Below are 22501 nucleotides of genomic sequence, written 5' to 3'. Positions count from 1 at the left end.
ATGACGGAGACGGTTCACAACCGCATCGCGATGCTGCGCGCCGAACGGGGTATCTCCCGCCGGGAACTCGCCGACGCGCTCGACGTGCACTACCAGACGGTCAGCTATCTCGAACGCGGGCGGTACAGCCCGAGCCTGCACCTGGCGCTGCGCATCGCGCGGTACTTCGACGTGCCGGTCGAGGTGCTGTTCGCGCTGACGCCGTTCCCGCGGATCGGGGTGCCTCAGCGGAGCAGGTAGCCGACGCCGCGCCTCGTGTGCACCAGTTGCGGCGGGCCGAGCTTCTTGCGCAGCGACAGCATCAGCACGTCGAGCACGTTGGACGTCGGCGCGACCAGTTCGTCCCACAGGGCCAGCAGTTCCTTGCGCGGCACCGTCTCCCCGCCGGCGGCGACGAGCACCTGCAGCACCGCGAACTCCTTCCCGGTCAGCTCCAACGGGACCCCGCCGCGTAGGGCGAGGTGCCGGCCGGGGTCCAGTTCGACATCGGAGAAGCGCAGGACGGGTGAGGGCGCGGCGGCACCGCGGCGGCACAGGCTACGGACCCGGGCCACCAGCTCGACATTGGCGAACGGCTTCACCAGATAGTCGTCGCCGACCTCCAGCCCGTCGATCCGATCGTCGATCTGGTCCCGCGCGGTCAGGAAGAGCACCGGCACCGGCCATCCGCGCGAACGCCGCCGCGCGACGTAGCGCAGCGAGTCGCCGTCGGGCAGCATCCGGTCGAAGACGGCGCAGTCGTAGGCGTTGACCCACAGTGCCTTGTCGGCGTCGGAGAGGTCGACCGCGGCGTCGACGGCGAACCCGGCGGTGCGCAGGCAGGTCTGCACGGAGAGCCGGATATTCTCCTCGTCCTCGGTGAGCAGTATCCGCATATGTGCATACTGTCACGCCGATTCACCCGCTCCGCCGTTCGTGCTGAGGTGTGACAACGACGGGACTGCCGGACAGGTAAGGGACATGAACCGAGACGGCGCGGAGCGCTTCCGCTCCCTGCACCGCGACACCTACGCGGACCTGCTGCGTTTCGTCGAACGCCGGGTACCGCCGGACGAGGCGGAGGACATCCTGTCACAGGTGTACCTCACCGCGTGGCGGCGCTGGCCCGACGTGCCCGACGACGCCCGGCCGTGGCTGTTCGCGGTCGCCCGCAACACGATGGCGAACCGGATGCGGGGCCGGCTGCGCCGGCGCGCGCTCGACGTGCGGCTCGCCGCCACCGACCGGTCGACCGAGCCGGACACCGCTCCCGACGCGGCCGCCCGCGTCGACCTGGAACGCGCCTGGCGCACCCTCAGCGCGGCCGACCGCGAGGTCCTGGCGCTGATCGCCTTCGACGGCCTGAGCGCCGAGCAGGCGGCGACGGTGCTCGGCTGCCGGCGCACCGCGTTCGCCATGCGGCTGAGCCGCGCCCGGGCCCGCCTGCGCGCCGCCCTGGAACCCGTTGTGCACACCCGCCCCGGCCTTGTGAGGGAAGAGTCATGGACACAGGCATGAAGGACCTGGAGCGGCTGTCGGCGCTCGATCCGGCCCGCGATCGGCAGCCCACCGCCCACGAACTCGCCCGCGCGGCGGCGAACCTCGACCGGATCATCGCCGGCCCGGCCCGGGTGCCCCGGCGTGTCACCGGGCGCTGGCTGGCCGTTGGCGCGGCGGCGGTGGCGACCGGCGTCGCGGCGGCGGTGATCGTTCCGGCGTTGCTGCCGAACACCGCCGACCGCGCCACGGCCGGCTGGACCTCGGCCCCGAGCGCGCGCACCGGCGACCAGGTGCTGCCGCAGGCGCGTGCCTGCGGGCGTCAGGACGTCGGCGGCAGTACGTCGACGGTGCGCCCGGAGGACGTTCTGCTCGCGGAGCAGCGGGGCATCGCCACCCTGCTCATCCTGCGCAAGAACGGCATGATCGTCGAGTGCCTGAGCGCCGACGGCGCGGCGATGGCGTCGATGAGCCTGCGCGAGGAGGGGACGATCCCGCCCGTGCCGGCCGGGCAGGTCACCCTGGAGACGATGAGCTCCTGGGGCCCGGGCCGCGGCGACGACCTGTGGTCGAACATCGTCGGTCTCGTCGCCGCCGACGTGACGGCCGTCGAGCTGCGCCTGGACAGCGGCCGCGTCATCCAGGCGAGCGTGCGGGGCGGCTGGTGGGGGGCCTGGTGGCCGGGCCCCGAGGGGGGCGAGATCGACCACTTCGTGGTGATCGTGCACACCGCCGCCGGCGTGACCGAGCACCGCCCGTCGACCCTGGAGTAGCGGCCCCGGGAGGCGCCACGGGCGGGCCCCGTGGCGCCTCAGGAGATCCAGCCCCGGTCGGCGGCCTTCACGCCGGCCTGGAAGCGGCTGCGCGCCCCGAGGCGGTGCATGATGTCGGACATCGTCCGGCGGACGGTCCGGACCGACAGTCCCAGCCGCGCCGCCGCCGACTCGTCCGTCCAGCCCGCGGTCAGCAGCGCGAGCAGTTCCTGTTCGCGGGTGGACAGGTCACCGTCCGGGGGAACGTCGTCCGGCAGCAGCGCCACCGACGTCGACCAGATGCGTTCGAAGAGGTCGACGATGGCGCCGACGGCACCGGGCAGGCGCAGCAGTGCCACCCCGGCCGGGCCGGAGTGCCGGTGCGGCAGCACGGCGAGCGCCCCGTCGATGACGGTGGCGTCGAGCGTCACGTCGGGCACCGTGCGGATGTTCGCCGCGGCGAAGCGTGGGCCGGTCAGCCGCGCGGTCAACGTCGGATAGGCGCGCACCCGGTCGGGCAGCAGGACCCGGTAGCGCACCCCGCGGGCCAGGTTCGCCTGGTCGACGGCGCGCAGGACGGCGTTCGCGGTGTCGAGTTCGCAGCGCAGCGTGTTCACCACGAGCACCTCGTGCCGGGCGCCGCGCAGGGCCACGTCGATGCCCGCGGGCGGGTTCAACGAAACGGCCGTGCGGGTCCGCAGTGCCTGAACGGTCATCGGAGTGTCCCTCCTGTCGGAAGCGTCGCGGCCACGGAGCCCGCTCGACCGGCCGCGCCGATCTTGCAGCTGTGGCGCCCGGATTGCTGGGCCTTGTCCGGCGGTGTCCCCACCACAACTGCAAGATCGGCGGGGGCCGGGCGTCGGCGTGCCGGAAGCAGGGCCGGGTGGGCGCGGTAGGCGTCGTGCGGGAGCGGCTCGAGCAGGCCGCGGTCGACCAGCGTCTCGAGCGCCGCCCGGGCCGCCGCCGGCGTGGTGCGCAGGATCCTGGCCGCCGCCACCGCCCCGAACGCCGCCGGCAGCCGCGCCAGCGCGTGCCACGCGGCGAGCGCCGGGCCGTCGAGCCGGCGGGTGGCGGTGGCGACCGACCGGCGGACCCGTTCGCCGAACATCGGCCCCGGATCGCGCGCCACCTCCTCCGCCAGCCGCCGAACCGTCCACTGTGGACGAACGGCCGACCGGGCCGCCACGTCGCCGAGCGCCGCCGGGAGGCCGGCGCACCGGCGGACGATCGCGGCGACGGCCGCATCCGCATCGCGGCCGGGCCGGGTGGCCGAGTGCGCCGCGAGGGCCGAACGGAGCACGAGCGCCGCGTCGCCGTCGCCGAGCGGGTGCAGGGTCATCCGGGCCGCCCCGTCCGGGTGCCAGTCGCGGCGGCCGGTCGTCACCAGGGTCAGGCACCCCGGCGCGGCCGGCAGCAGCGGCGCGAGGCGGTCGCCGTCGGCGACGTCGTCGAGCACCAGCAGCACCCGCCGGCCCCGCAGGGCCGCCCGCCACCGCGCGGCCAGCACGTCCACCGCGGCGGCCCCGGCGTCGGCATCCATCGCGGCGCTGCGACCGTCGGCGGCCACGGCATCCGTCGTGGCGATGCGACCGTCCACAAGGGACCTGCCCGGGACGTCCACTGTGGACGTCGGGCCGTCCACAGTGGAGCCGATCGACGGGTCGAGCGCCCGCAGCAGGCGGGTCAGGATCGCCTCCGGCGGGGCGGTGCCGACCGGCACGAAGAGGCGGCCGTCCGGATAACCGTCCGCCAGCCGGTGCGCGGCGTGCACCGCGAAGGCCGTCTTCCCCACGCCGATCAGCCCGTCGATCACCACGACCGGCGCGTCGCCGGCGGCGATCCGGCGCAGCCGGGCCAGTTCGGCGGTGCGGCCGGTGAGCGGTACGTCCCGGGGGAGGTCGTCGCGGGCGGCCTCCGACGCGGCGAGCACCGCGCGGTGCGCCTCGGCCAGCGCCGGCCCGGGTTCGACGCCGAGTTCGGTGCGCAGCAGGTGCCGGGCCCGGCGGTAGGCGGCCAACGCGTCGGCGCGGTGGCCGGTCGCGTGCAGCGCCAGCACCAGCCGGCTCCAGGTCTGTTCGCGCAGCGGGGCGTCGACGGTCAGGGCCCGCAGGGTCGCCACCGCCTCCGCGCCCTGCCCGGCCCGGCTGAGCCGGTCGGCCAGGCGGGCGGTCAGCTCGATGCGGCGTTCCTCCCACGTGGTGGCCGCCGCGTCGAGGCCGGGGCCGTGCAGGCCCTCGAACGCGCGGCCGCGCCACAGGGCGAGCGCCGCTCGGAGGCGTTCGACCGCGAGAGCCGGATCGGCTCGGGCGGCCTCGGCGGCAAGCGCGTCCACCCGGTCGGTGTCCACCTCGCCGGGCGCCACGCGGAGGCGGTACGCGCCGGGACGCCGTTCGATCCGCGGGCCGGCCGGTCCCGCCGGCAGGATCCGGCGCAGCTGCCACACGTAGGTCTTGAGGTTGGCCTCGGCCGAGGGCGGCGCGGCATGTTCCGGCCATACGACATCGACGATCCGGTCGACCGCCACCCAGACGTTACGATGCAGCAGAAGCGTCGCCAGGACTGTGGCCGCCTTGCCGGCACCGGGCCGGGACACGGCCTCGCCGTCGTGTATCTCGAGTGGTCCGAGCAGTTGGAAGAGCATGTGTCACCCCCGTCGACAACCACCGTCCATCGGCACACATGAGGTTTTGATGACATGCGGGTGATGGTGGTCGAGGACGACGACGACCTGCGCCTCGCGATCAGCGCGAAGCTCGCCGGCCTCCGGGTGGAGGTGGCCCAGGCGGCCGACATCGCCACGGCCGACGCGGTGCTGCGCGACGGGCACTTCGACTGCGTGGTGTTCGACCGGATCCTGCCCGACGGCGACGCCGTCACGTACGTGCAGCGGCGCCGGCAGGAGGGGTGGACGGTGCCGGTGCTGTTCCTGTCGGCGCGGGACAGCCTCGCCGAACGGCTCGTCGGGTTCGCGCACGGCGGCGACGACTACCTGGTGAAGCCGTTCGCGACGGGGGAGATGGCGGCGCGGGTGCTGGCGCTCGGGCGGCGGGGCACGGCCCGTTCGTCGGTGCTGCGCTGCGCCGACCTCGAGGTGGACTGCGCCCGCCGCGAGGTGCGCCGGGCGGGTGTGCTGCTGTCGTTGACGGGCAAGGAGTTCGCCGTGCTCGAATATCTGATCGCCCGCCCGGATCAGGTCGTCAGCCGGGAGGAGCTCATCGAGCACTGCTGGGAGAGCGACAGTGAGCCGATGTCGAACGCGGTCGACGTGACGGTCAAGCGGCTGCGCGCCAAACTCGGCGGCCCCGAGCTGGTCAGCACCGTCCGCCAGCGCGGCTACCGCATGGAAGCGCCGCGATGAGCCCGGGAACGGCGGCGCTGCGGGAGTCGACGCCCGCGCGCCTGCGCCGGCTGCGCTGGTGGCTGACCGCCCTGCTCACGGTCCTCAACGCGGCCGGCCTGACGGTGTTCGCCGCGGTGGCCATCTCGACCGACACCGACCGCACCTATGAACGCCTCGACGCGAAGCTCAACCGCGTCACCGGCATGGTGACCCGGCTGCTCGCCTACGGCGACGCCCTCGTCACCGCCCACGCGGCGGCCGACCCGATCAACGCCCAGTGTCCGCAGTTCGCGATCCTGCCCGGCGGCGCCGAGCAGTTCCCCGCCTTCTACAGCGAACGCACCTGTGTGCCCATGGATCCCGAGGTCCTCAGCGGGCTGGCCGAGGTCTCCGTGCGCGACGCCAAGCTGATCAACGCCTATCAGCGCGGCACCGGCGGCCAACTGGTGCGGGTTGGCGTGGAGCCGTTCCGCAACCCGTCCAACAGGTACGTCGGCGCGGTCGTGGCCGTCATCCCGGCCGACGACGCGCAGGCCCGGCACAAGCGGCTGGTGCTGCTGGTCCTCGGCGGGTGCGCGCTGCAGATCGGGCTCGTCGGGGCGGCCTGCCACCTGCTCTCCGGCCGGGTGATCAGGCCCGGCGTCGTCGCGCTGGAACAGCAGGAGGCGCTGCTCGCCGACACCGCCCACGACCTGCGCACACCCGTGGCGGCGCTGCGCGCGCTGGCCGAGACGGCGCTGGACGACAGCGACCAGCGGGACGAACTTCTCACCCGCACCGTTCGGCTCGCCGGGCGCATGGGCAGCATCATCGACGCGTTGCTGGCGCGCGCCCGGTTGGCCGCCGGGGTGGAACAGCTGGCGATCCAGCCCGTTCGACTGGATCAGCTCGTCAGCGTGGTGGTCGAACAGACACCGGCCGGCGGCGCCCAGGTGACGCTCACCGCCGCGCCCTCCACGGTCCACGTCGACGCGGGACTGGTGCAGCGCGCGGTCGGCAACCTGCTGGAGAACGCCCTGCGGCACGGCCGCCTGCCGGACGAGCCCGCGGTCGTGCACATCACCGTCGCCGGCGGGCGGGTCACGGTCGCCGACCACGGGCCCGGCATCGACCCGGCGCTGGCGCCGGAGGCGTTCGACCGCTTCGGCAGCGGCGTCGGCTCCAGCGGCCTGGGGCTGGCGATCGTGCGGTGGGTGGCGCAGGCGCACGGCGGCATGCTCAAGGTCTACAACGCCGCCGAGGGCGGGGCGATCTTCGAACTGGTCCTGCCGTCCGAAGAACCATAGGCAGGTTCGGCGCCGGATGGACGAATCATGTACATCTCTCTCTAAGCTGTGGCGGGTGAGCCGATGGACCGCCCTGCGGAAGAACGCGCCGACCGCGATGACGCTGGCGGTCTGCCTCGCGGCCGTCACGGCGGCGGTTTCCGGTGCGGCGTCCCGGCCGCCGGCCCTGGGCTACACCAACTCCGGGCACTGGGTGGCCGTTCCGGGGCTCGGCGTCGTGTACCACGTCAACGGTGCCGGGCGGGCCGTGGACGCGCAGGCCGACGTGGGCGAGGTCGAGCCGGGCAGCCAGGTGGTGCAGAGCGACACCAGCGGCTATGTCGTGGGGCCGTCGCGGATCACCGAGTTCGGCAAGTCCGACCTGGCCGTGGATCAGACGCTCAAGCCGCCGACGGGCGAGCGGCCGGTCGCGCTGGAGACGGCGAGCGGCCCCTACCTGGTGTACCGCGAGGCGGGCAGCGTGGTGCGGCTTGGCGACAAGGCCACCACGATCCCCGCGGGCGGGCCGTTGGGCGAGCCGGTCGCCACCCCGGACGGCAGCGTCTGGCTGCACCGCCTCGACGCCAATTCGTTGTGCCGGCTGGCCCCCGCCGCGGAACGGATCACCTGCCCGGCGCTGGTGCCGAACGGGCACACCGGTGCGCTGACCGTCGTCGGCGAGCGGCCGGTGTTCCTCGACACCGACGCCGACTCGCTCAGTCCGGTCGACCCGGACGGGCTCGGCCAGCCCACGAAGATCGGCGTGGACGTGCCGCGGGCGGCCCGGGTGGCCCCCGTCGACGTGCGCGGACGGGTGGCGATCGTCGACCCGGCCGCCAAGCGGATGCACCTCGTCGACGGGACCGACCTCGGGCGCGGGCGGCAGCCGGCCCCGCCCGTCACGGTGAATTTGCCGGACGGCACCTATTCGGCGCCGGTCGCCGGCGGCTCCTCGGTCGTGCTGATCGACACGGACAACCGCAAGGTGTTGACCTACAACGCGGACGGGCAGCAGCAGCACGTCGCCGACGTGCCGGAGGACGTCGGCGAGCCACGGCTGCGGCGCGGCGACGACAAGCGCGTGTACGTCGACGGGCCCGAGGGCACCCGGGTGCTCGTCGTCGACGAGGACGGTTCCGTGGCGAACGTTCCGGTCGTCGGCACCGGGCCGTCCGCCTCCGCGCCGCCGGTCTCCCCGTCGGCGGAGCCGTCGGCCGGTGCGCGCCCGGGCGGCTCCGGCCCTCCGACCGGGTCGCCGGCGCCGATTCCGTCGGCTCCGCCCCGTTCCCCCGGAACTCCGACGACCACCCAGGGACCGCGCGCGGCACCCGCGAGCCCGCCCGGCATGCCACCCGGGCTCACCGCCACCCCGGAGGGCGACACCCTGCGGGTGGCCTGGGGCGCGGCGCCGGCCAACGGCGCGGCGGTGACCGACTATCTCGTCAGCTGGGCGCCGGTCGCCGGGGGCGCGGGCGGCAACAGCGGCCACGGCGGCAGCGCGCGCGCGACCACGATCACCGGGCTGACCCGCGGCGTGGCCTACCAGATCACCGTCGTGGCGCGGAACTCGGCCGGCCGCGGCACCCCGGCGCAGACCCGGGCGACGCTTCCGGCCGCCACCCGCACGGCCACCGTCACGCGCGGCCGGCCGACCACCTACGAGGACAGCTGCGGGCCGCCGAACTGCCACTTCATGCACATCGAGCTGCGCGGCTTCGCGCCGAACACCTCGTACCACGTCGATCCGCACTCCAGCGAGAAGTTCGACTACAACCCGGGCGCCACGCTGCGCACCGACAGCCAGGGGGTCCTGATTTTCGAGCGCTTCCCGTTCTCGTCGCCGGGGGAGACCATCTGGGTCACGGTGCGGGACACCGACGTCGAGAGCAACCGCTACGTGTGGCCGGCCGCATGAACATGTCCACGGGGATGTCGAGCGGCATGAGTGCGGGGGAGGCGGCGCAGATCGCCGCGCGGATCGCCGCCAACGTCGAGAAGGTGGTGCACGGCAAGGCGAAGGCGATCCGGCTGGCGATCGCCGCGCTCTTCGCCGAGGGGCACCTGCTGATCGAGGACGTGCCGGGGGTGGGCAAGACGACCCTGGCCCGCTGCCTCGCGCGCAGCATCGGCGGCAAGTGGAGCCGGATCCAGTTCACGCCGGACCTGCTGCCCGGCGACATCACCGGCGTCATGGTGTACCACCAGCGGGAGGAACAGTTCGCGTTCCACGCCGGTGCGGTGTTCGCCAACGTCGTCGTCGCCGACGAGATCAACCGCGGCACGCCGAAGACGCAGTCGGCGATGCTGGAGGTGATGGCCGAGCGGCGGGTCACCGTGGAGAACTTCTCCTACGAGGTGCCGCGGCCGTTCATGGTGATCGCGACGCAGAACCCGATCGAGATGGAGGGCACGTACCGGCTGCCCGAGGCGCAGGTCGACCGGTTCCTCATGCGGCTGTCGGTGGGCTATCCGGACCTCGACGCCGAGGTGCGGGCGGTGCTGGCCGACTGCGCCGGCGCGACGGCCGACGATCTGCAGCCCGTTGTCGACCCGGCCGCGCTGCGCGAGGCCGTCGCGGCGGTGCGCCGTTCGCGGGTGGATCCGGCCGTGGCCCGGTACGCCGCCCGGCTGGCCGCCGCCACCCGCGAACACGCCGTCGTGCGGGTCGGCGCGAGCGTGCGGGGCAGCATCGCGCTGGTGCGCACGGCGCAGGCGTTCGCGGCGATCGACGGGCGGGGCTACGTGACACCGGACGACATCAAGGACGTGGCGGGCCCCGTGCTCGAACACCGGCTGCTGCTCACCCCGGAGGCCGAACTCGACCGGCGCGACCCCGCGGAGATCGTCGCGGGCGTGCTGGAGTCGACCCCGACACCCCTGGTCAACGCGTAGGCCCGCGGATGCGGCTGACCCGGCGCGGTGTCGTCGTCCTGGTGCTGTCGGTGCTGCTGCTCGGAGCCGGCTGGTGGGGCGGGTATCCGTTCGGGCGGGCGCTCGGCGCGATCGGGCTCGCCGCGGTCGTCGCAGCCCTGCTGCTGACCGCGCGGGGCCTGACCGCCGACGTCACCCGCACCGTCTACCCCGACCGGGTCGAACGCGGCCGCACCGCCCTCGTCACGCTGAAGGTGCGCAACCGTTCCGGCCGTCGACGGGGCGGGTTTCTCGCCGCCGACCCCGCCGCCGGGGCGGTCCGCACGGTGCGGGTCCAGCCGCTGCGGGCCGGCGCCGAGGCGACCTACCACTACGAACTGCCGACCAGCGTGCGCGGCCGCGTGGTCGTCGGTCCGCTGACGCTGCACCGGGTCGACCCGTTCGGGTTGGCGGACAACCGGTTGCGCAGCGGTTCGACGGCGGTGCTGCGGGTCCATCCGCGCCGGCACGCCGCGCGGGTGCTCTCCGGCGGCTATCCGCGCCACCATCACGAGGGCGGCGCCGCGGACCGGATCCTGCGCGGCTCGGTCGACCTGCGGGACGTGCGCGAGTACGTGCCCGGCGACGAGGTGCGGCACCTGCACTGGAAGGCGACCGCGCGGACCGGGCGGCTGATGGTGCGCGAGCTGACCGACCCGCCGCAGCCGCGCCTCACCGTCCTGCTCGACACCCGCCCGCAAACCCTTGCCCCGCAACGCTTCGAGGAGGCGGTCGACGCGGCCGCCTCGCTGCTGGTCGCGGCCGCGCGGGCGGGCCAGCACACCCGGCTGGTCACCCCGTCCGGGCTCGACGTGGCCGTCCCCGGGGGCGCGCCGGCGTCGCGGCGGATGCTCGACGAGCTGTGCGACGTGCGGCAGGGCGGGTCCGTTCTCCAGGTCCCCGGGTCCCGCGGGCTCGTCGTCGTCACCGGCACGCCGCTGCCGTCCGACGACCTCTCGTCGGCGCTGGTCGTGATGTCGTTCACGGAGGGGCCGGCGCCCGTCGTTCCCGGCGTCCGCGTGATCGCCGCCGCCACCGCCGCCCTCGCCGTGATCCGGTGGAACGGCATGAGCGCGTGAACGCCGCGCGTCAGAGCGCCGTGACGGCGGCCGCGTTCATCGCCGGGCTGCTCTTCTTTCCCGTGTTCGGGACGGCCGCGTTGCTGCCCCGGCTGGGCGTGCCGCTCGCGCTGGCCCTGGCGGCCGCGATCCTCGGCACCCGCTACCTGCCCTCCTGGCGGACGCTGCTGACCGTTCTCGCCGGGCTCGTGGGCGTCGTGCAGACGTCGCTCGGGTTCGGCCCGCCGACCGGCGGCACGCTGCGCGACCTGTGGGCCGGGGCGACCGACTCCTGGCGGCTGGTGCTCCAGTCGACCTGGCCGGCCCGGCCCGAGCCGGAACTGGTGCTGTTCGTGCCGCTGCTCGTCGTGGCGGCCACGGCCCTCGGCGTCGAACTGGCGCAGCGCTCCCCGCTGCTCGCACTGGTGCCGAGCTTCCTGGTGGCCGTTCTGGCCCAGTGCTACGTGCCGACCCCGCCGTGGCCGGCGGCCGTGGCGGCGCTGCTGTACGCGGCGACGGCGGGTGTGCTGCTGGCGGCCGGGGCCGGGCTTTCGCACGGTGCCCCCGCCGGGTCGCTGTACGCGGCCGCGCCGGTCACCCTCGCCCTGGTGGCGACCGTCCTCAGTGGACTGGTTCCGGCGGCGCCGGCCCGGTACGGGTTCCACGGCTCGCCGGCCCCGGTGACGTTCGCGCGCGTGACGAGCCCGCTCGACGAGTTGGCCTACCGGTTGGCGCATCCGGCGACGGAGGCGTTCCGCGTCAGGAACGCCGCGGCGGTCGACCGGTGGCCGCTGGTGGTCTTCGACGCGTTCGACGGCATCGCCTGGACCTCGACCGACCGCTACCGGCGCATGGGCACCGACCTGCCCGCGGGCGACGCGGTCGAGGTGCGGGTCCGCAGCCGGTCGGCGGAGATCGAGACGACGCCGGCCGCCGGCCCGTGGCTGCCCAGCCAGACCTGGCCGGCGCGGGTCCGTGGCGTCGACCCCCTCGTCGAGGAACGGCACGGCACGCTGCTGCTCGGCGAGGTCGGCGGCGCCCGCTACACCCTGACCTGGTGGCAGCCCGACGTCGACGCCGACGCGCTGGGCGGCGCCGCGGTCGACCCGCTGGCACCCGGCGGAACGGGCGGCGTGGGCCCGGTCCCGCCCGGCATCGCCGAACTGGCCGCCCAGGCGGTCGGCGGGCTGCGGCCGTCGCTGCGGTCCGCCCTCGCCCTGGAACGCTTCCTGCGCGAGAACTACCGCGTCGTCACGGGCGCGAACCTGCCGACCGGGCACGGCTGGCCGCAGCTGCGCGAGTTCCTGCTGTCGAGCAAGCGCGGCACCAGCGAGCAGTTCGCGACGGCGTACGTGGTGCTGGCGCGCATCCTCGGGATCCCGGCCCGGCTGGCGGTGGGGTTCCGCACCCCGTCCGCGCGCGACCCCGACGGCGGCTACACCGTCCGCAACGCCGACGCGCTCGCCTGGCCGGAGGTGGCCGTGCGCGGGGTCGGCTGGGTGCCGATGGAACCGGGCGGCGCGCAGGTGGCCGGCGCGACGCTGCCGACCGGCGGGCTGGCCGCCGCCACCGACCGGGCCCGGACACAGCTGCCCGCCCCGGAGGAACTGAGCGACCCGCCCGCGCCGCCGGCCGCGGAACAGTCCACACCGGACGGTGCGCCGGACGGGCGGCCGTCGTCGCCGTGGGCCGGGGTGCCGGTGCTGCTGCTGGTCGGGCTCGCCCTCGGGGTGCCGGTGGCCACCGGCGTGCGGGCCGGGGTGCGGCGGCGCCGTCCCGGCATCCGCGCGGTGGTGGGGGCCGTCGAGGAGGCGCGCGACCGGCTGCGGGCGCACGGGGTGCCGGTGTCGGTCGGCATGACGCCCCGCGACCTGGCCGAGGTGGCGCCGGGGCCGCCCGGGGTGGCCGAGGGGCTGCGCCGGCTCGGCCGGGTGGTGGACCGTTCGCTCTGGTCCGGTGCGCTGGTCGACGACGGTGCGCCGGAGGCGTGGGCGGCCGTCCGGGAGGTGCGGCGGGGGCTGGCGCGGCGCGGCTGGCGCTCCCGGTTGCGCGCGGCGTTCCGCTACTGAAAGGGCCCCCGGACGCAGTCCGGGGGCCCTTTGCATCTACCTGCCGACTACTTGGTGAGCGGGGCCAGCTTCGGGTCGTCGGCGTACGCCTGGGCGGCGTTGGCCTTGGTGACGATGACCGGCGGCAGCAGGAACGACGGCACGACCTTCGCCTTGTTGTCGTACGACTTGGTGTCGTTGACGGTCGGCTCGTTGCCGCCCTGCAGGGCCTTCACCATGTTGATCGTCTCGGCCACCAGCTTGCGGGTGTCCTTGTTGATCGTCGAGTACTGCTCGCCGGCCATGATCGACTTGACCGACTCGACCTCGGAGTCCTGGCCGGTGACGACCGGGATCGGCTTGCCGGCGCTCTTCACCGACTGGATGATCGCGCGGGCCAGGGTGTCGTTCGGCGACAGCACGCCGTCGAGGGTCTTGCCGCCGGTGTTGTAGGTCGAGGTCAGCAGCGAGTCCATGCGGGTCTGCGCGTTCTCGGCCTTCCAGCCCTGGGTGGCGGTCTGCTGGATGTCCTTCTGGCCGGAGCCGACGACGATGTCACCCTTGTCGATCAGCGGCTTGAGCACGTCCATCGCGCCGTTGAAGAAGACACCCGAGTTGTTGTCGTCCGGCGAGCCGGAGAACAGCTCGACGGTCCACGGGCCGGTCGCCTTCTTGGCCTTCATGCCGTCGATCAGGGCCTGGCCCTGGAGCTGGCCGACCTTGAAGTTGTCGAACGCGACGTAGTAGTCGAGGTCCTTCGTGCCGGTGATGAGCCGGTCGTAGGCGATGACCACGGCGCCGGACTTCTTGGCCGCCTCGACCTGCGTCGACAGCTGCGCGGCGTCGGTCGCGCCGATGACGATGACCTTCGCGCCCTTGGTGGTCATGGCGGTGATCTGCGCCTGCTGGTCGGCGACCGGGCTCGACGCGTTGGCGTACTGCACGTCGAACTTGAAGCCCGCGTCCTTGAGGCCGCTCTCGAACAGGCCACCGGCGAGGACCCAGTTCTCCGACGTCTTCGACGGCAGGGCGACACCGATCAGGGCGTCCTTCTTGAAGCCCTTGCCGGAGCCGGCGTCGTCGCCGTCGCCGTCCCGCTCGGAGCCGCAGGCGCTCATGCTCAGCGCCAGCAGCGCGGCGGTGCCGACCGCCATGGCGCTGGAGTAAAACTTCCGCATCGTGCGATGACCTTTCTTCGGTTGGGGCGAAACCGTGGGGGATTGACGTGCCGGTTCAGCCGGCAGCCGGGGCCTTCTCCTCCTCGCGGCTCGCCTCGGCGAGTGCGACGGGATCGGCGGGTGTGTCCCGGCGGAACGGGCGCATCAACGATCCGACGATCGAGAAGCGCCCCTGGCTCTTGTTGTAGACGTCGAACGCGACGGCGGCGAGCAGGAACAGGCCCTTGATGATCTGCACCTTGTCGGCGCCGGTACCGATCAGCTGCAGGCCGTTGGTGAGCACCGCCATGACGAGACCGCCGACGATGGCACCGCTGATGGTGCCGAGGCCGCCGGAGACGGCGGCGCCGCCGATGAAGACGGCCGCGATGGCGTCCAACTCCCAGTTGAGGCCGTCCTGCGGGCCGGAGGCCGCGGAGCGCGCCACGAAGATCATGCCGGCCAGCGAGGCGAGGATCGACATGTTCATCATCACGAAGAAGTTGACCCGGCGCAGCTTCACGCCGGAGAGCTCGGCGGCCCGGGCGTTGCCGCCGACCGCGTAGATGTGGCGGCCGCCGGCCGTGTTGCGCGTGTAGAACGAGTACGCGACGACGAGGACGGCGAGGATGATGCCGGAGATCGGGAAGCTGGTGCCGACCCGACCGCCCGCGAAGCGGAACGTCGCGAAGAGGATCACGGCGAGCAGCACGCCCAGCCGCACGAGCGACACCCACAGCGGGGTCGGCTCGGCGCCCTCCATCTGCTGGCGCACCTTCCGCGCCCGGAACTCCCGGATCACCACCGCCACGCAGATGAGCAGGCCCAGCAGCAGCGTCGGGTTGTTGTAGTTGGTCTCCGGCCCGATGTCGGGCAGGTAGCCGGAACCGATCTTCTGGAAGCCCTTCGGCACCGTGATCGTCTCGGCGTTGCCGATGTACTGGTTGCCGCCGCGGAACAGCAGCATGCCGGCGAGCGTGACGATGAACGCCGGCACCCCGATGTAGGCGACCCAGAAGCCCTGGAACGCGCCGATGAGCGCGCCCACGCCGAGGCCGATGAGGATGCCGATCGGCCACGGGATGTCGTTCTCCGTGATCGCCTTGGCCACCACGATGCCGGTGAACGCCGCGACCGAACCGACCGACAGGTCGATGTGGCCGGCCACGATGACCATCAACATGCCGATCGACAGGATCGAGATGTAGGCACCCTGCTGGGTCAGCGCGATCAGGTTGGTCGGCGTCAGCGTCAGGCCGTCGGTGCGGACCTGGAAGTACACGATGACCGCGATCAACGTGAAGATCATCCCGAACTGGCGCGCGTTCGAGGTGGAACCCCCGAAGAGGTTCTTCTGCAGCTCTTTGATTCGGCTCATGGCGTCAACGTCTTCTTGGTAGAGGTCATCTGCTTCATCAGGACTTCCGGGTTGGCGTCTTGCCGGCTGATCTCGCCGGTGATGGTGCCTTCGAAAACCGTGTAGATGCGGTCGCACAGACCGATCAGCTCGGGCAGCTCGGAGGAGATGACGATGACGCCCTTACCCTCGTCGGCGAGCCGCTGGATGATGCCGTAGATCTCGTACTTGGCGCCCACGTCGATCCCACGCGTCGGCTCGTCGAGGATCAGCAGGTCCGGATCGGTGAACATCCACTTCGCCAGCACGACCTTCTGCTGGTTGCCGCCGGAGAGCTTGGTGACGCCCTCGTCCACGGTCGGCGTCTTGATCCGCAGGCTCTTGCGGTACTGCTCGGCCTCGCGGTACTCCTTCGCCTCGTCCAGCACACCGTTGCGGGTGACCTTGGAGAGCTTGGCCGCCACGACCGAGGTCTTGATGTCGTCGAGGAGGTTGAGGCCGATCGCCTTGCGGTCCTCGCTCACGTACGCCAGGCCGTTGGCGATGGCCTCGGCCACCGAACGGATCTGGATCTCCTTGCCGTCCTTGAACACCCGGCCGCCGAGCCACACCCCGTAGGAGCGGCCGAACAGGCTCATGGCCAGCTCGGTGCGCCCGGCGCCCATCAGGCCGGCGAAGCCGACGATCTCGCCGCGGCGCACGTTGAAGCTGGAGTTCTTGCACACCAGGCGTTCCGTCGAGATCGGGTGGCGCACCGTCCAGTCGCGCACCTCGAAGAAGACGTCGCCGATCTCCGGCCGGTGGTCCGGGAACCGGTTGCTCAGGCTGCGCCCCACCATGCCGCGCACGATGCGGTCCTCGTCGACCCCGCCGGCCGCGACGTCGAGGGTCTCGATCGTCCTCCCGTCCCGCAGGATCGTGATGGAGTCGGCGATCGCCTCGATCTCGTTGAGCTTGTGCGAGATCATGATCGAGGTGATGCCGCGCTCCTTGAAGCCGCGCAGCAGGTCCAGCAGGTGCTGCGAGTCCGCCTCGTTGAGCGCCGCGGTCGGCTCATCCAGGATCAGCAGCCGGACGTCCTTGGCGAACGCCTTGGCGATCTCCACCAGCTGCTGCTTGCCGACGCCGATGTCCTTGATGAGCGTGTCCGGATCCTCGGTCAGCCCGACCTGCCGCATCAGCTCCAGCGCCTTGCTGTTGGCGGCCTTCCAGTCGATGCGCCCGAACCGGCGCGGCTCGTTGCCGAGGAAGATGTTCTCGGTGATCGACATGCCCGGGACGAGCGCCAGCTCCTGGTGAATGATCACGATGCCGGCGTGCTCGCTGGCCCGGATGTCCGAGAACCTGGTCTCGGCCCCCCGGTACACGATCGAACCGCTGTAGGTGCCGTACGGGTACACGCCGCTCAGGACCTTCATCAGCGTCGACTTGCCCGCGCCGTTCTCCCCGCAGATGGCGTGGATCTCGCCGGCGCGGACCACGAGGTTGACGTCCGACAGGGCCTTGACCCCGGGGAATTCCTTCGTGATCGATCGCATCTCGAGCAGCGGGGGAGCGCTCTCCAAAGGTGCCTCCAAGCGATACCGGGCGGGTGCGGGATGCGGCCTCCGGCCGTCAGGGTCCGACCGATGGTGCGGTACCTCGACGCCTTCCGCAATCCGGCGGGGACCGCGGGGGAGGGTGGCCACTCCTCGCATCCACGATCACCAGGCTGTTTCGGAACTGTAAATCCAATTGATTTACTTAGTCAACGCCGTCCGGCATCATGCTGATAACGATGGTCACGGAGGCGAACGGGTGCGGCAGGCGGGGACGAACCTTCCTAAGGTCGGGCAATACAACAGAGCGGTCGTGCTCGATCAGATCCAACGCGCCGACGGCATCAGCCGGGTGGAGATAGCCGCGTCGACCGGCCTCACCCCGCAGACCGTCTCCGGCATCGTGCGGCGCCTCATCGACGAGGGGATCGTCCGCGAGGACGGCGCCCGCACGTCCAACGGCGGCAAGCCGCGCACCCTGCTGCGGATCAACGCCGACGCCGGACGCGCGGTCGGGGTGCACTTCGATCCGGTCCGGCTCGCCTGCGTGGTGGTCGACCTGCTCGGCCGGCCGCTGGTCATGACGCAGCGGCCGACCCCGCCGGACACCGATCCGGCCAAGGTCACCAGCGCCATCGCCGAACTCGTCGACGAGGCCCTCGCCGGCACGGGCGTCGCGCGCGGCCAGGTGCTCGGCCTCGGGCTCGCCGCACCCGGGCCGATCGACCAGTCCCAGGGGATGCTCGTGGCGCCGCCGCAGCTGCCCAGCTGGACCAGGGTGCCGCTGAAGCGGATGGTCGCCGAGGCCACCGGGCTCCCGGTCACGATCGACAACGACGCGACCGCGGCCGCCATCGGGGAACGCTGGGCCGGCGCCGGCCGCGGCGTCGCCAACTTCGCCTACTTCTTCCTCGGCACCGGCGTCGGCGGCGGGCTCGTTCTCGGCCACCAGGTGCACCGCGGCGGATCGATGAACGCCGCCGAGTTCGGCCACACGTCGGTGCAGCCCGACGGGCCGCGCTGCTACTGCGGCAACTACGGCTGCCTGGAGAGCCTGATCAGCCCCACCGCGCTCGCCGCCCGGCTGCGCCGCCGGCTCGCCGACGGGGAGGCCGCCGGCAGCGCGCTCCACGCGATGTATCGAAGCGCTTCCGGCGACGTCGACCACGAGACCCTCTGCCGCGCCGCCGCCGCGCACGACCCGCTCGCCTCCGCCGTCGTCGAGGAGGCCGCCGAGCTGCTGGCCACCGTCGTGGTCAACGTGGTCAACATCGTCGACGTCGACCTGGTCGTTCTCGGCGGACACGGCATCCGCCACGTCGAGGACAAGTACCACCACGCGGTCGAACGGGCGCTGAGCCTGCGGGTCCTGGCCCGACACATCCGCGCGCCCAAGGTGGAGCTGTCCCCGCTGGGGCCGGACGCCGCGGCGGTCGGCGGCGCCGCCCTCGTCCTGCACGCCACGTACTCGCCCCAGGTGTCGGAACTGCTGTCACTCTGAGCCCCGCGGGCTAGCCGGTCGGCTCCGCGGCGCCACGCGTTCCCTGCTGCGAACAGGTGGCGCCGCGGATCGCCTTCGGCGCGCTGTTGTGGACCTGCACGCCGTCGGCGCCCTGGATCAGGAAGCAGTACTTGCGGGCCGGGTCCACCTCCATCCGGTAGCTGGTGCTCCGGTGCACGAACACCGCCTTGGCCTTCTCGCCCTCAGCCGCCACGATCACCGCGAAGTCCAGCGGTTCGCTGCTGCGCCAGGACAACTCGACGTAGTTGCCCCGGTCGACCGGATCGGCGAGTTCCAGCTGCACGACGCGGCTCGGCAAGGGCCCCGGAGCCGACCCGGCCGAACGCGCCGGCGCCGGCGGCACGGCCAGCTCGTCCGGTTCGTTCATCAGCAGGGCGGTGCTCACGGCGATCAGCGCCACCACGGCCGCGACCGTCAGCGCCACCGCCAGCGACACCCGCGCGAACCGGCGCGGCGCCCGCAGCGGGCCGAACACCAGGATCGGCTCGCCGTCCGGCGTGGGGCCGGTCGCCTGCTCGCGCGGCGGCTCGGGCTCCTCCGGCGCGATGCCGTACGGCCACGGCGACGCGGCCGGCGGGTCGTCGAACGTGGGCTCCCCGCCCGGCAACGCCTCCGCATCCGCGGTGGGCGACTGCCGTCCCCGATCGCCGGCGGATGCGGTCCGGCCGGCGGTGTCCGGGGTCGTTTCCCCGGGCGGGCCGTCCTGCGCCACGGGGCCGGCGGCGGACGGCTGGGCGCGGTCGACGGCCGGCGGGGAGACCCAGTCGGCGGCCGGCTGCCGCAGGGGTCCGACCGGCGGCGTGGGCCCGACGGGCGGCCGCGGCGCCGGGTCGGTGAGAGCGGCGGGGCCGGTCGCGGGCAGCGGGGTCGGGCCGCCGGTGGGATTGCCCGGGGCCGGACGGGCGTGCCGGGCCGGGGGCGGAGTCGGGTCGCCGGCGGGAGGGGCCGGGTGGGCGTGCCGTGCGAGGTAGGCGTGCGGGGCCGGCGCCGAGGCGCCGGCGGGCGGTGGCGGTCCCGGGTCGGGGGCCGGAGCGGTGCGAGCGGGCGGTGCGGCGGGGGAGGGGGCGTTCAGGGTCGCTCGCAGTGTGCCCAGCCGGCGCAGGACCGACGCCGCGTCCGCCGGCCGCTCGGCCGGGTCCCGCGCCAGGAGTTCGGTGGTCAGGGCGTCGAGCTCCGGCGGCAGCCCGGCCCGCGCCGGAGGCGGTGCCGGCGAGTCCAGGACGCGCAGCAGCCGCGCGTCGGGGCGTTCGCCGGCGGGGCCGTCGTGCGGGGAGCGGCCGGCCAGCGCCAGGTACAGGATCGCGCCCAGGCCGTAGAGGTCCGAGCGGGCGTCCACCGTGCCGTCGCGCAGGGTCTCCGGCGCCAGGTGTCCGGCCGCCCGGATCCGGTCCCGGGGGAACGCCTCCCGCAGGACCACGCCGGCGTCGCTGAGCACCGGTTCGCCGGAGACGCGGAAGAGCACGTTGCCCGGCGTGACGCCGCCGTGCACCAGGCCCGCGCCGTGCAACGCGACGAGGGCCTTGGCGAGCGCGCAGCCGAGCACCACGGTGTCCGATGTGGACAGTGGGCCGAACGAGTCGAGCAACTCCGGCAGGGACTGCGCGCACAGGTCCATGCGCAGCGCCACCCGGCCGTCCGGGAGCGCGTCGAGTCGCCAGGCCGGCAGCAGCGACGGGGTGTCGCCGAGCGCGGCCAGCCGGGCCAGTTCGGCACGCGCGCGGCTGCGCGTGCGGCGGTCCAGCCCGGCCGGAAAGACCTTCAGCGCGTACCCCGCCCCGGTAGCCGGGTCCACGCCGGCCAGCACGGATGCCACGGGTCCGTCGCCCAGGGGGACGAGCTCGTCGTCGGTCGCCATGACGTGTCGCTCTCGTGAGGTCGTTCCGTCGATGCATCGTAAGGAGGCGACGGCCCGGCGGGGAACCGACGGCCGGTTGTGGCCACGGACCCGGGGTCCAGAGCGGTTGGAGCCAGCGTATAGGCGCGCTTCGCACTCTCTTCGTACGGCGGTCGACGACGAACCGCCGACCCGGGGAGGAAGCACATGCGAAACCGACGTGCATGGGGCGGCGCACTGACCGTCCCGTTGGCGACAGCCCTGGCCGCGAGCCTGCTGGGCCAGGGCCCCGGCACCGATCCCGGCGCGCTCACCCTGGCCGACCACGACAGCCTCGGCATCTTCCAGCAGCGCGCGAACTGGGGCAGCGCGGCCGACCGGCTGAACCCGGCCTGGGCCACCAACGCCTTCCTCGACAAGATGCAGCGCCTCTACCCGAACCTCTCCTGGCAGAGCGCGCAGACCGGGGCGCCGAGCCGTGTGGCCGGCCGCCTCGTCCTCGGCAACTGGTGAAACCCCCACCCGTACAAGGAGAAGAAGTCATGAACATCAGCAGGACGGGTCGTGCGGTCCTCGCACTGTCCACAATGGCCTGTGCCGCGCTCGGCACCCTCGTCGTCGGCGTGGAGCCGGCCGACGCGGCGGCCTCCCGATCGGCGATCGTCGCGGCGGCCGAGGGACAGCTCGGCGGTTCGGCGTGCGATCCCGGCTACTACCACAGTTGCGGCATGGAGTGGTGCGCGGAGTTCGCCCGGTGGGCGTGGCGGCACGGCGGCGTGACGGACTACGCGGGCCTCAACGGCTGGGCGCAGTCGTTCAAGGAGTACGGGGAGGACCGCGGCACGTATCACTCGCGCGGCAGCGGATACACGCCGCAGCCGGGTGACGCGATCGTCTTCGACTGGGACCACAGCTCCGGCGACAGCCACCCGATCGACCACGTGGCCATCGTCACGGACGTCTCCAGCAGTTCGGTCACGTACGTCGGCGGCAACCAGGGTGACCCGTCGCGGGTGCGCCGCTCCAGCATCCCGCGTTCCAGCGGGGACCTGATCGGCTTCGTCGAGCCGGCCGACGTCTCCGGCGGCCGGGCCCCGGTCGGCGCGGCGATGGCCTACGACGAGGGCGACGGGACCTTCAAGACCTACCGCTGGACGTCCGACGGCGACCGGTTCAACCGCGCCTCCGACTACGAGTCCGGGGCCTTTTCCCTGGGGAACGTCGACGACCGCATCGCCTCCGGCGACGTCAACGGTGACGGCAAGGACGACATCGTGATGGCGTACCAGAAGAACGACGGGACGTTCGCCTACTACGTGTGGAGGAACGGCAACTCGGCCGCGCAGATCTGGTACACCTCGGGCGCCTTCGACCTGGACAACGTCGCCGGCCGGCTCGTGGTGGACGACTTCAACGGCGACGGCCGGGCCGAACCGGCGATGGCCTACGACCAGGGCGACGGCACGATGCGCATCTTCCGATGGTTGTCGGACGGCAACAGTTTCAACCGCACGTCGGACTACGACTCGGGCGCGTTCTCGCTGGGCGCCGTGGGCAACCGCATGGCGGCCGGCGACATCAACGGCGACGGCAGGGCCGACATCGTGATGGCGTACCAGCGCGGCGACGGGACGTTCGCCTACTACGTGTGGCGGAACGGCAACTCGGCCGCGCAGGTCTGGTACGAGTCCGGCAGCTTCAACCTCGGCAACGTCGCCGGCCGGCTCGTGGTGGACGACTTCACCGGTGACGGCAAGGCGGAGCCGGCGATGGCCTACGACCAGGGCGACGGCACCATGCGCACCTACCGGTGGAAGTCCGACGGCACGCAGTTCAACCGCACCGCCGACTACGACTCGGGCGCCTTCTCCCTCGGCAACGTCGGCGACCGGATGGCCTCCGGCGACGTGAACGGCGACGGCCGCGGCGACATCGTGATGGCCTACCAGCGCGCGGACGGCACGTTCGCCTACTACGTCTGGTTCAACGGCAGTTCGGCGGCGGAGGTCTGGTACACCTCCGGTGCCTTCTCGCTCGGCCGCGTCGGCGGCCGGCTGGTGCTCGGCAACTGGTGACAATGCTGGACTGTCGCGCCTGAGGGCGGCGGATTCCACCCGGAATCCGCCGCCCTTCACGAATTCGCGACAGAAAATGGCGGTGTTCTCCGTCCACAAAGGACTTGGGGCAACCTTTTCGACCCCGTACCGTGTCTCATCGATGCGGCGTCCATCGATGCCGTCATCG

At 73.0% G+C, this 22501-nt stretch carries 19 protein-coding genes; 12 read left to right on the top strand and 7 right to left on the bottom strand.

Annotated features, from left to right (window positions below):
• Positions 1 to 240 (top strand): helix-turn-helix transcriptional regulator, encoded by a 240-nt coding sequence (locus tag Val02_RS26490; protein ID WP_203901922.1) that lies wholly within the window; start codon positions 1 to 3, stop codon positions 238 to 240.
• Here Val02_RS26490 and Val02_RS26485 read toward each other — a convergent pair.
• Entirely contained in the window at positions 225 to 875 is a 651-nt protein-coding gene (locus tag Val02_RS26485; protein ID WP_203901921.1) for a response regulator transcription factor, read from the bottom strand. The two genes, Val02_RS26490 and Val02_RS26485, sit on opposite strands and share 16 nt — an antisense overlap.
• Positions 876 to 960: 85 nt before the next feature.
• On the opposite strand from Val02_RS26485, the gene Val02_RS26480 reads away from it, so the two are divergent.
• Both Val02_RS26480 and Val02_RS26475 read left to right on the top strand, forming a co-directional pair.
• Positions 961 to 1497: an RNA polymerase sigma factor gene (locus tag Val02_RS26480; protein ID WP_203901920.1), complete on the top strand. Its 537-nt coding sequence runs from the start codon at positions 961 to 963 to the stop codon at positions 1495 to 1497.
• Entirely contained in the window at positions 1482 to 2249 is a 768-nt protein-coding gene (locus tag Val02_RS26475; protein WP_203901919.1) for a hypothetical protein, read from the top strand. The genes Val02_RS26480 and Val02_RS26475 overlap by 16 nt, the downstream gene beginning before the upstream one ends.
• Positions 2250 to 2287: 38 nt before the next feature.
• On the opposite strand, the gene Val02_RS26470 is transcribed toward Val02_RS26475, so the two are convergent.
• Together Val02_RS26470 and Val02_RS26465 are read right to left on the bottom strand one after the other, a co-directional pair.
• Positions 2288 to 2944 (bottom strand): helix-turn-helix transcriptional regulator, encoded by a 657-nt coding sequence (locus Val02_RS26470; RefSeq protein ID WP_203901918.1) that lies wholly within the window; start codon positions 2942 to 2944, stop codon positions 2288 to 2290.
• The gene (locus tag Val02_RS26465; RefSeq protein ID WP_203901917.1) at positions 2941 to 4869 is read right to left on the bottom strand and encodes an AfsR/SARP family transcriptional regulator; all 1929 of its coding nucleotides are present in this window, start codon (positions 4867 to 4869) and stop codon (positions 2941 to 2943) included. Before Val02_RS26465 ends, Val02_RS26470 begins: the two co-directional genes overlap by 4 nt.
• Before the next feature lie 54 nt (positions 4870 to 4923).
• On the opposite strand from Val02_RS26465, the gene Val02_RS26460 reads away from it, so the two are divergent.
• The 6 genes from Val02_RS26460 to Val02_RS26435 are packed head-to-tail and all read left to right on the top strand — an operon-like array spanning position 4924 to position 12870.
• Entirely contained in the window at positions 4924 to 5586 is a 663-nt protein-coding gene (locus Val02_RS26460; RefSeq protein ID WP_203901916.1) for a response regulator transcription factor, read from the top strand.
• On the top strand, positions 5583 to 6854 hold the full coding sequence (locus Val02_RS26455) for a sensor histidine kinase (protein ID WP_203901915.1): 1272 nt from the start codon (positions 5583 to 5585) through the stop codon (positions 6852 to 6854). The genes Val02_RS26460 and Val02_RS26455 overlap by 4 nt, the downstream gene beginning before the upstream one ends.
• A 55-nt stretch (positions 6855 to 6909) precedes the next feature.
• Positions 6910 to 8748, top strand: coding sequence for a fibronectin type III domain-containing protein (locus tag Val02_RS26450; protein ID WP_203901914.1), 1839 nt, complete (start codon positions 6910 to 6912; stop codon positions 8746 to 8748).
• Positions 8745 to 9725 (top strand): AAA family ATPase, encoded by a 981-nt coding sequence (locus Val02_RS26445; RefSeq protein ID WP_239153337.1) that lies wholly within the window; start codon positions 8745 to 8747, stop codon positions 9723 to 9725. Before Val02_RS26450 ends, Val02_RS26445 begins: the two co-directional genes overlap by 4 nt.
• Positions 9726 to 9733: 8 nt before the next feature.
• Complete coding sequence (locus tag Val02_RS26440; RefSeq protein WP_203901913.1) at positions 9734 to 10822, top strand: DUF58 domain-containing protein; 1089 nt, start codon at positions 9734 to 9736, stop codon at positions 10820 to 10822.
• The gene (locus tag Val02_RS26435; protein ID WP_203901912.1) at positions 10819 to 12870 is read left to right on the top strand and encodes a transglutaminase domain-containing protein; all 2052 of its coding nucleotides are present in this window, start codon (positions 10819 to 10821) and stop codon (positions 12868 to 12870) included. The genes Val02_RS26440 and Val02_RS26435 overlap by 4 nt, the downstream gene beginning before the upstream one ends.
• A 47-nt stretch (positions 12871 to 12917) precedes the next feature.
• Here the strand turns inward: Val02_RS26435 and Val02_RS26430 are convergent, their stop codons facing one another.
• The 3 genes from Val02_RS26430 to mmsA are packed head-to-tail and all read right to left on the bottom strand — an operon-like array spanning position 12918 to position 16901.
• Positions 12918 to 14027, bottom strand: coding sequence for a substrate-binding domain-containing protein (locus Val02_RS26430; protein WP_203901911.1), 1110 nt, complete (start codon positions 14025 to 14027; stop codon positions 12918 to 12920).
• A 55-nt stretch (positions 14028 to 14082) separates the two neighbouring features.
• Positions 14083 to 15384, bottom strand: a complete 1302-nt coding sequence (gene mmsB / locus Val02_RS26425) for a multiple monosaccharide ABC transporter permease (protein WP_203901910.1) — start codon at positions 15382 to 15384, stop codon at positions 14083 to 14085.
• On the bottom strand, positions 15381 to 16901 hold the full coding sequence (gene mmsA, locus Val02_RS26420) for a multiple monosaccharide ABC transporter ATP-binding protein (protein WP_203901909.1): 1521 nt from the start codon (positions 16899 to 16901) through the stop codon (positions 15381 to 15383). The genes mmsB and mmsA overlap by 4 nt, the downstream gene beginning before the upstream one ends.
• A gap of 313 nt (positions 16902 to 17214) precedes the next feature.
• Here mmsA and Val02_RS26415 point away from each other — a divergent pair, with 313 nt between their 5' ends.
• Positions 17215 to 18402, top strand: coding sequence for an ROK family transcriptional regulator (locus tag Val02_RS26415; protein WP_239153336.1), 1188 nt, complete (start codon positions 17215 to 17217; stop codon positions 18400 to 18402).
• Between the two features lie 10 nt (positions 18403 to 18412).
• On the opposite strand, the gene Val02_RS26410 is transcribed toward Val02_RS26415, so the two are convergent.
• The gene (locus Val02_RS26410; RefSeq protein ID WP_203901907.1) at positions 18413 to 20278 is read right to left on the bottom strand and encodes a serine/threonine protein kinase; all 1866 of its coding nucleotides are present in this window, start codon (positions 20276 to 20278) and stop codon (positions 18413 to 18415) included.
• Between the two features lie 186 nt (positions 20279 to 20464).
• On the opposite strand from Val02_RS26410, the gene Val02_RS26405 reads away from it, so the two are divergent.
• On the top strand, positions 20465 to 20770 hold the full coding sequence (locus Val02_RS26405) for a hypothetical protein (RefSeq protein WP_203901906.1): 306 nt from the start codon (positions 20465 to 20467) through the stop codon (positions 20768 to 20770).
• 29 nt (positions 20771 to 20799) lie between these two features.
• Positions 20800 to 22332 carry an FG-GAP-like repeat-containing protein gene (locus Val02_RS26400; RefSeq protein ID WP_203901905.1) on the top strand — a complete coding sequence of 511 codons (1533 nt, stop codon included), beginning with the start codon at positions 20800 to 20802 and terminating at the stop codon, positions 22330 to 22332.
• Positions 22333 to 22501: the final 169 nt, after the last annotated feature.

The organism is Virgisporangium aliadipatigenens, from assembly GCF_016863615.1.
Classification (GTDB): domain Bacteria; phylum Actinomycetota; class Actinomycetes; order Mycobacteriales; family Micromonosporaceae; genus Virgisporangium; species Virgisporangium aliadipatigenens.
Note: the sequence above shows the minus strand (reverse complement) of the source record. Positions and strands in the feature narration are given on the sequence as shown.

Excerpts from the sequence above, each read along its gene's own strand:
- Val02_RS26490 (WP_203901922.1), top strand. The coding sequence starts at position 1 with ATGACGGAGACGGTTCACAACCGCATCGCGATGCTGCGCGCCGAACGG.
- Val02_RS26485 (WP_203901921.1), bottom strand. The coding sequence starts at position 875 with ATGCGGATACTGCTCACCGAGGACGAGGAGAATATCCGGCTCTCCGTG.
- Val02_RS26480 (WP_203901920.1), top strand. The coding sequence starts at position 961 with ATGAACCGAGACGGCGCGGAGCGCTTCCGCTCCCTGCACCGCGACACC.
- Val02_RS26475 (WP_203901919.1), top strand. The coding sequence starts at position 1,482 with ATGGACACAGGCATGAAGGACCTGGAGCGGCTGTCGGCGCTCGATCCG.
- Val02_RS26470 (WP_203901918.1), bottom strand. The coding sequence starts at position 2,944 with ATGACCGTTCAGGCACTGCGGACCCGCACGGCCGTTTCGTTGAACCCG.
- Val02_RS26465 (WP_203901917.1), bottom strand. The coding sequence starts at position 4,869 with ATGCTCTTCCAACTGCTCGGACCACTCGAGATACACGACGGCGAGGCC.
- Val02_RS26460 (WP_203901916.1), top strand. The coding sequence starts at position 4,924 with ATGCGGGTGATGGTGGTCGAGGACGACGACGACCTGCGCCTCGCGATC.
- Val02_RS26455 (WP_203901915.1), top strand. The coding sequence starts at position 5,583 with ATGAGCCCGGGAACGGCGGCGCTGCGGGAGTCGACGCCCGCGCGCCTG.
- Val02_RS26445 (WP_239153337.1), top strand. The coding sequence starts at position 8,745 with ATGAACATGTCCACGGGGATGTCGAGCGGCATGAGTGCGGGGGAGGCG.
- Val02_RS26440 (WP_203901913.1), top strand. The coding sequence starts at position 9,734 with ATGCGGCTGACCCGGCGCGGTGTCGTCGTCCTGGTGCTGTCGGTGCTG.
- Val02_RS26430 (WP_203901911.1), bottom strand. The coding sequence starts at position 14,027 with ATGCGGAAGTTTTACTCCAGCGCCATGGCGGTCGGCACCGCCGCGCTG.
- mmsB (WP_203901910.1), bottom strand. The coding sequence starts at position 15,384 with ATGAGCCGAATCAAAGAGCTGCAGAAGAACCTCTTCGGGGGTTCCACC.
- mmsA (WP_203901909.1), bottom strand. The coding sequence starts at position 16,901 with ATGCGATCGATCACGAAGGAATTCCCCGGGGTCAAGGCCCTGTCGGAC.
- Val02_RS26410 (WP_203901907.1), bottom strand. The coding sequence starts at position 20,278 with ATGGCGACCGACGACGAGCTCGTCCCCCTGGGCGACGGACCCGTGGCA.
- Val02_RS26405 (WP_203901906.1), top strand. The coding sequence starts at position 20,465 with ATGCGAAACCGACGTGCATGGGGCGGCGCACTGACCGTCCCGTTGGCG.
- Val02_RS26400 (WP_203901905.1), top strand. The coding sequence starts at position 20,800 with ATGAACATCAGCAGGACGGGTCGTGCGGTCCTCGCACTGTCCACAATG.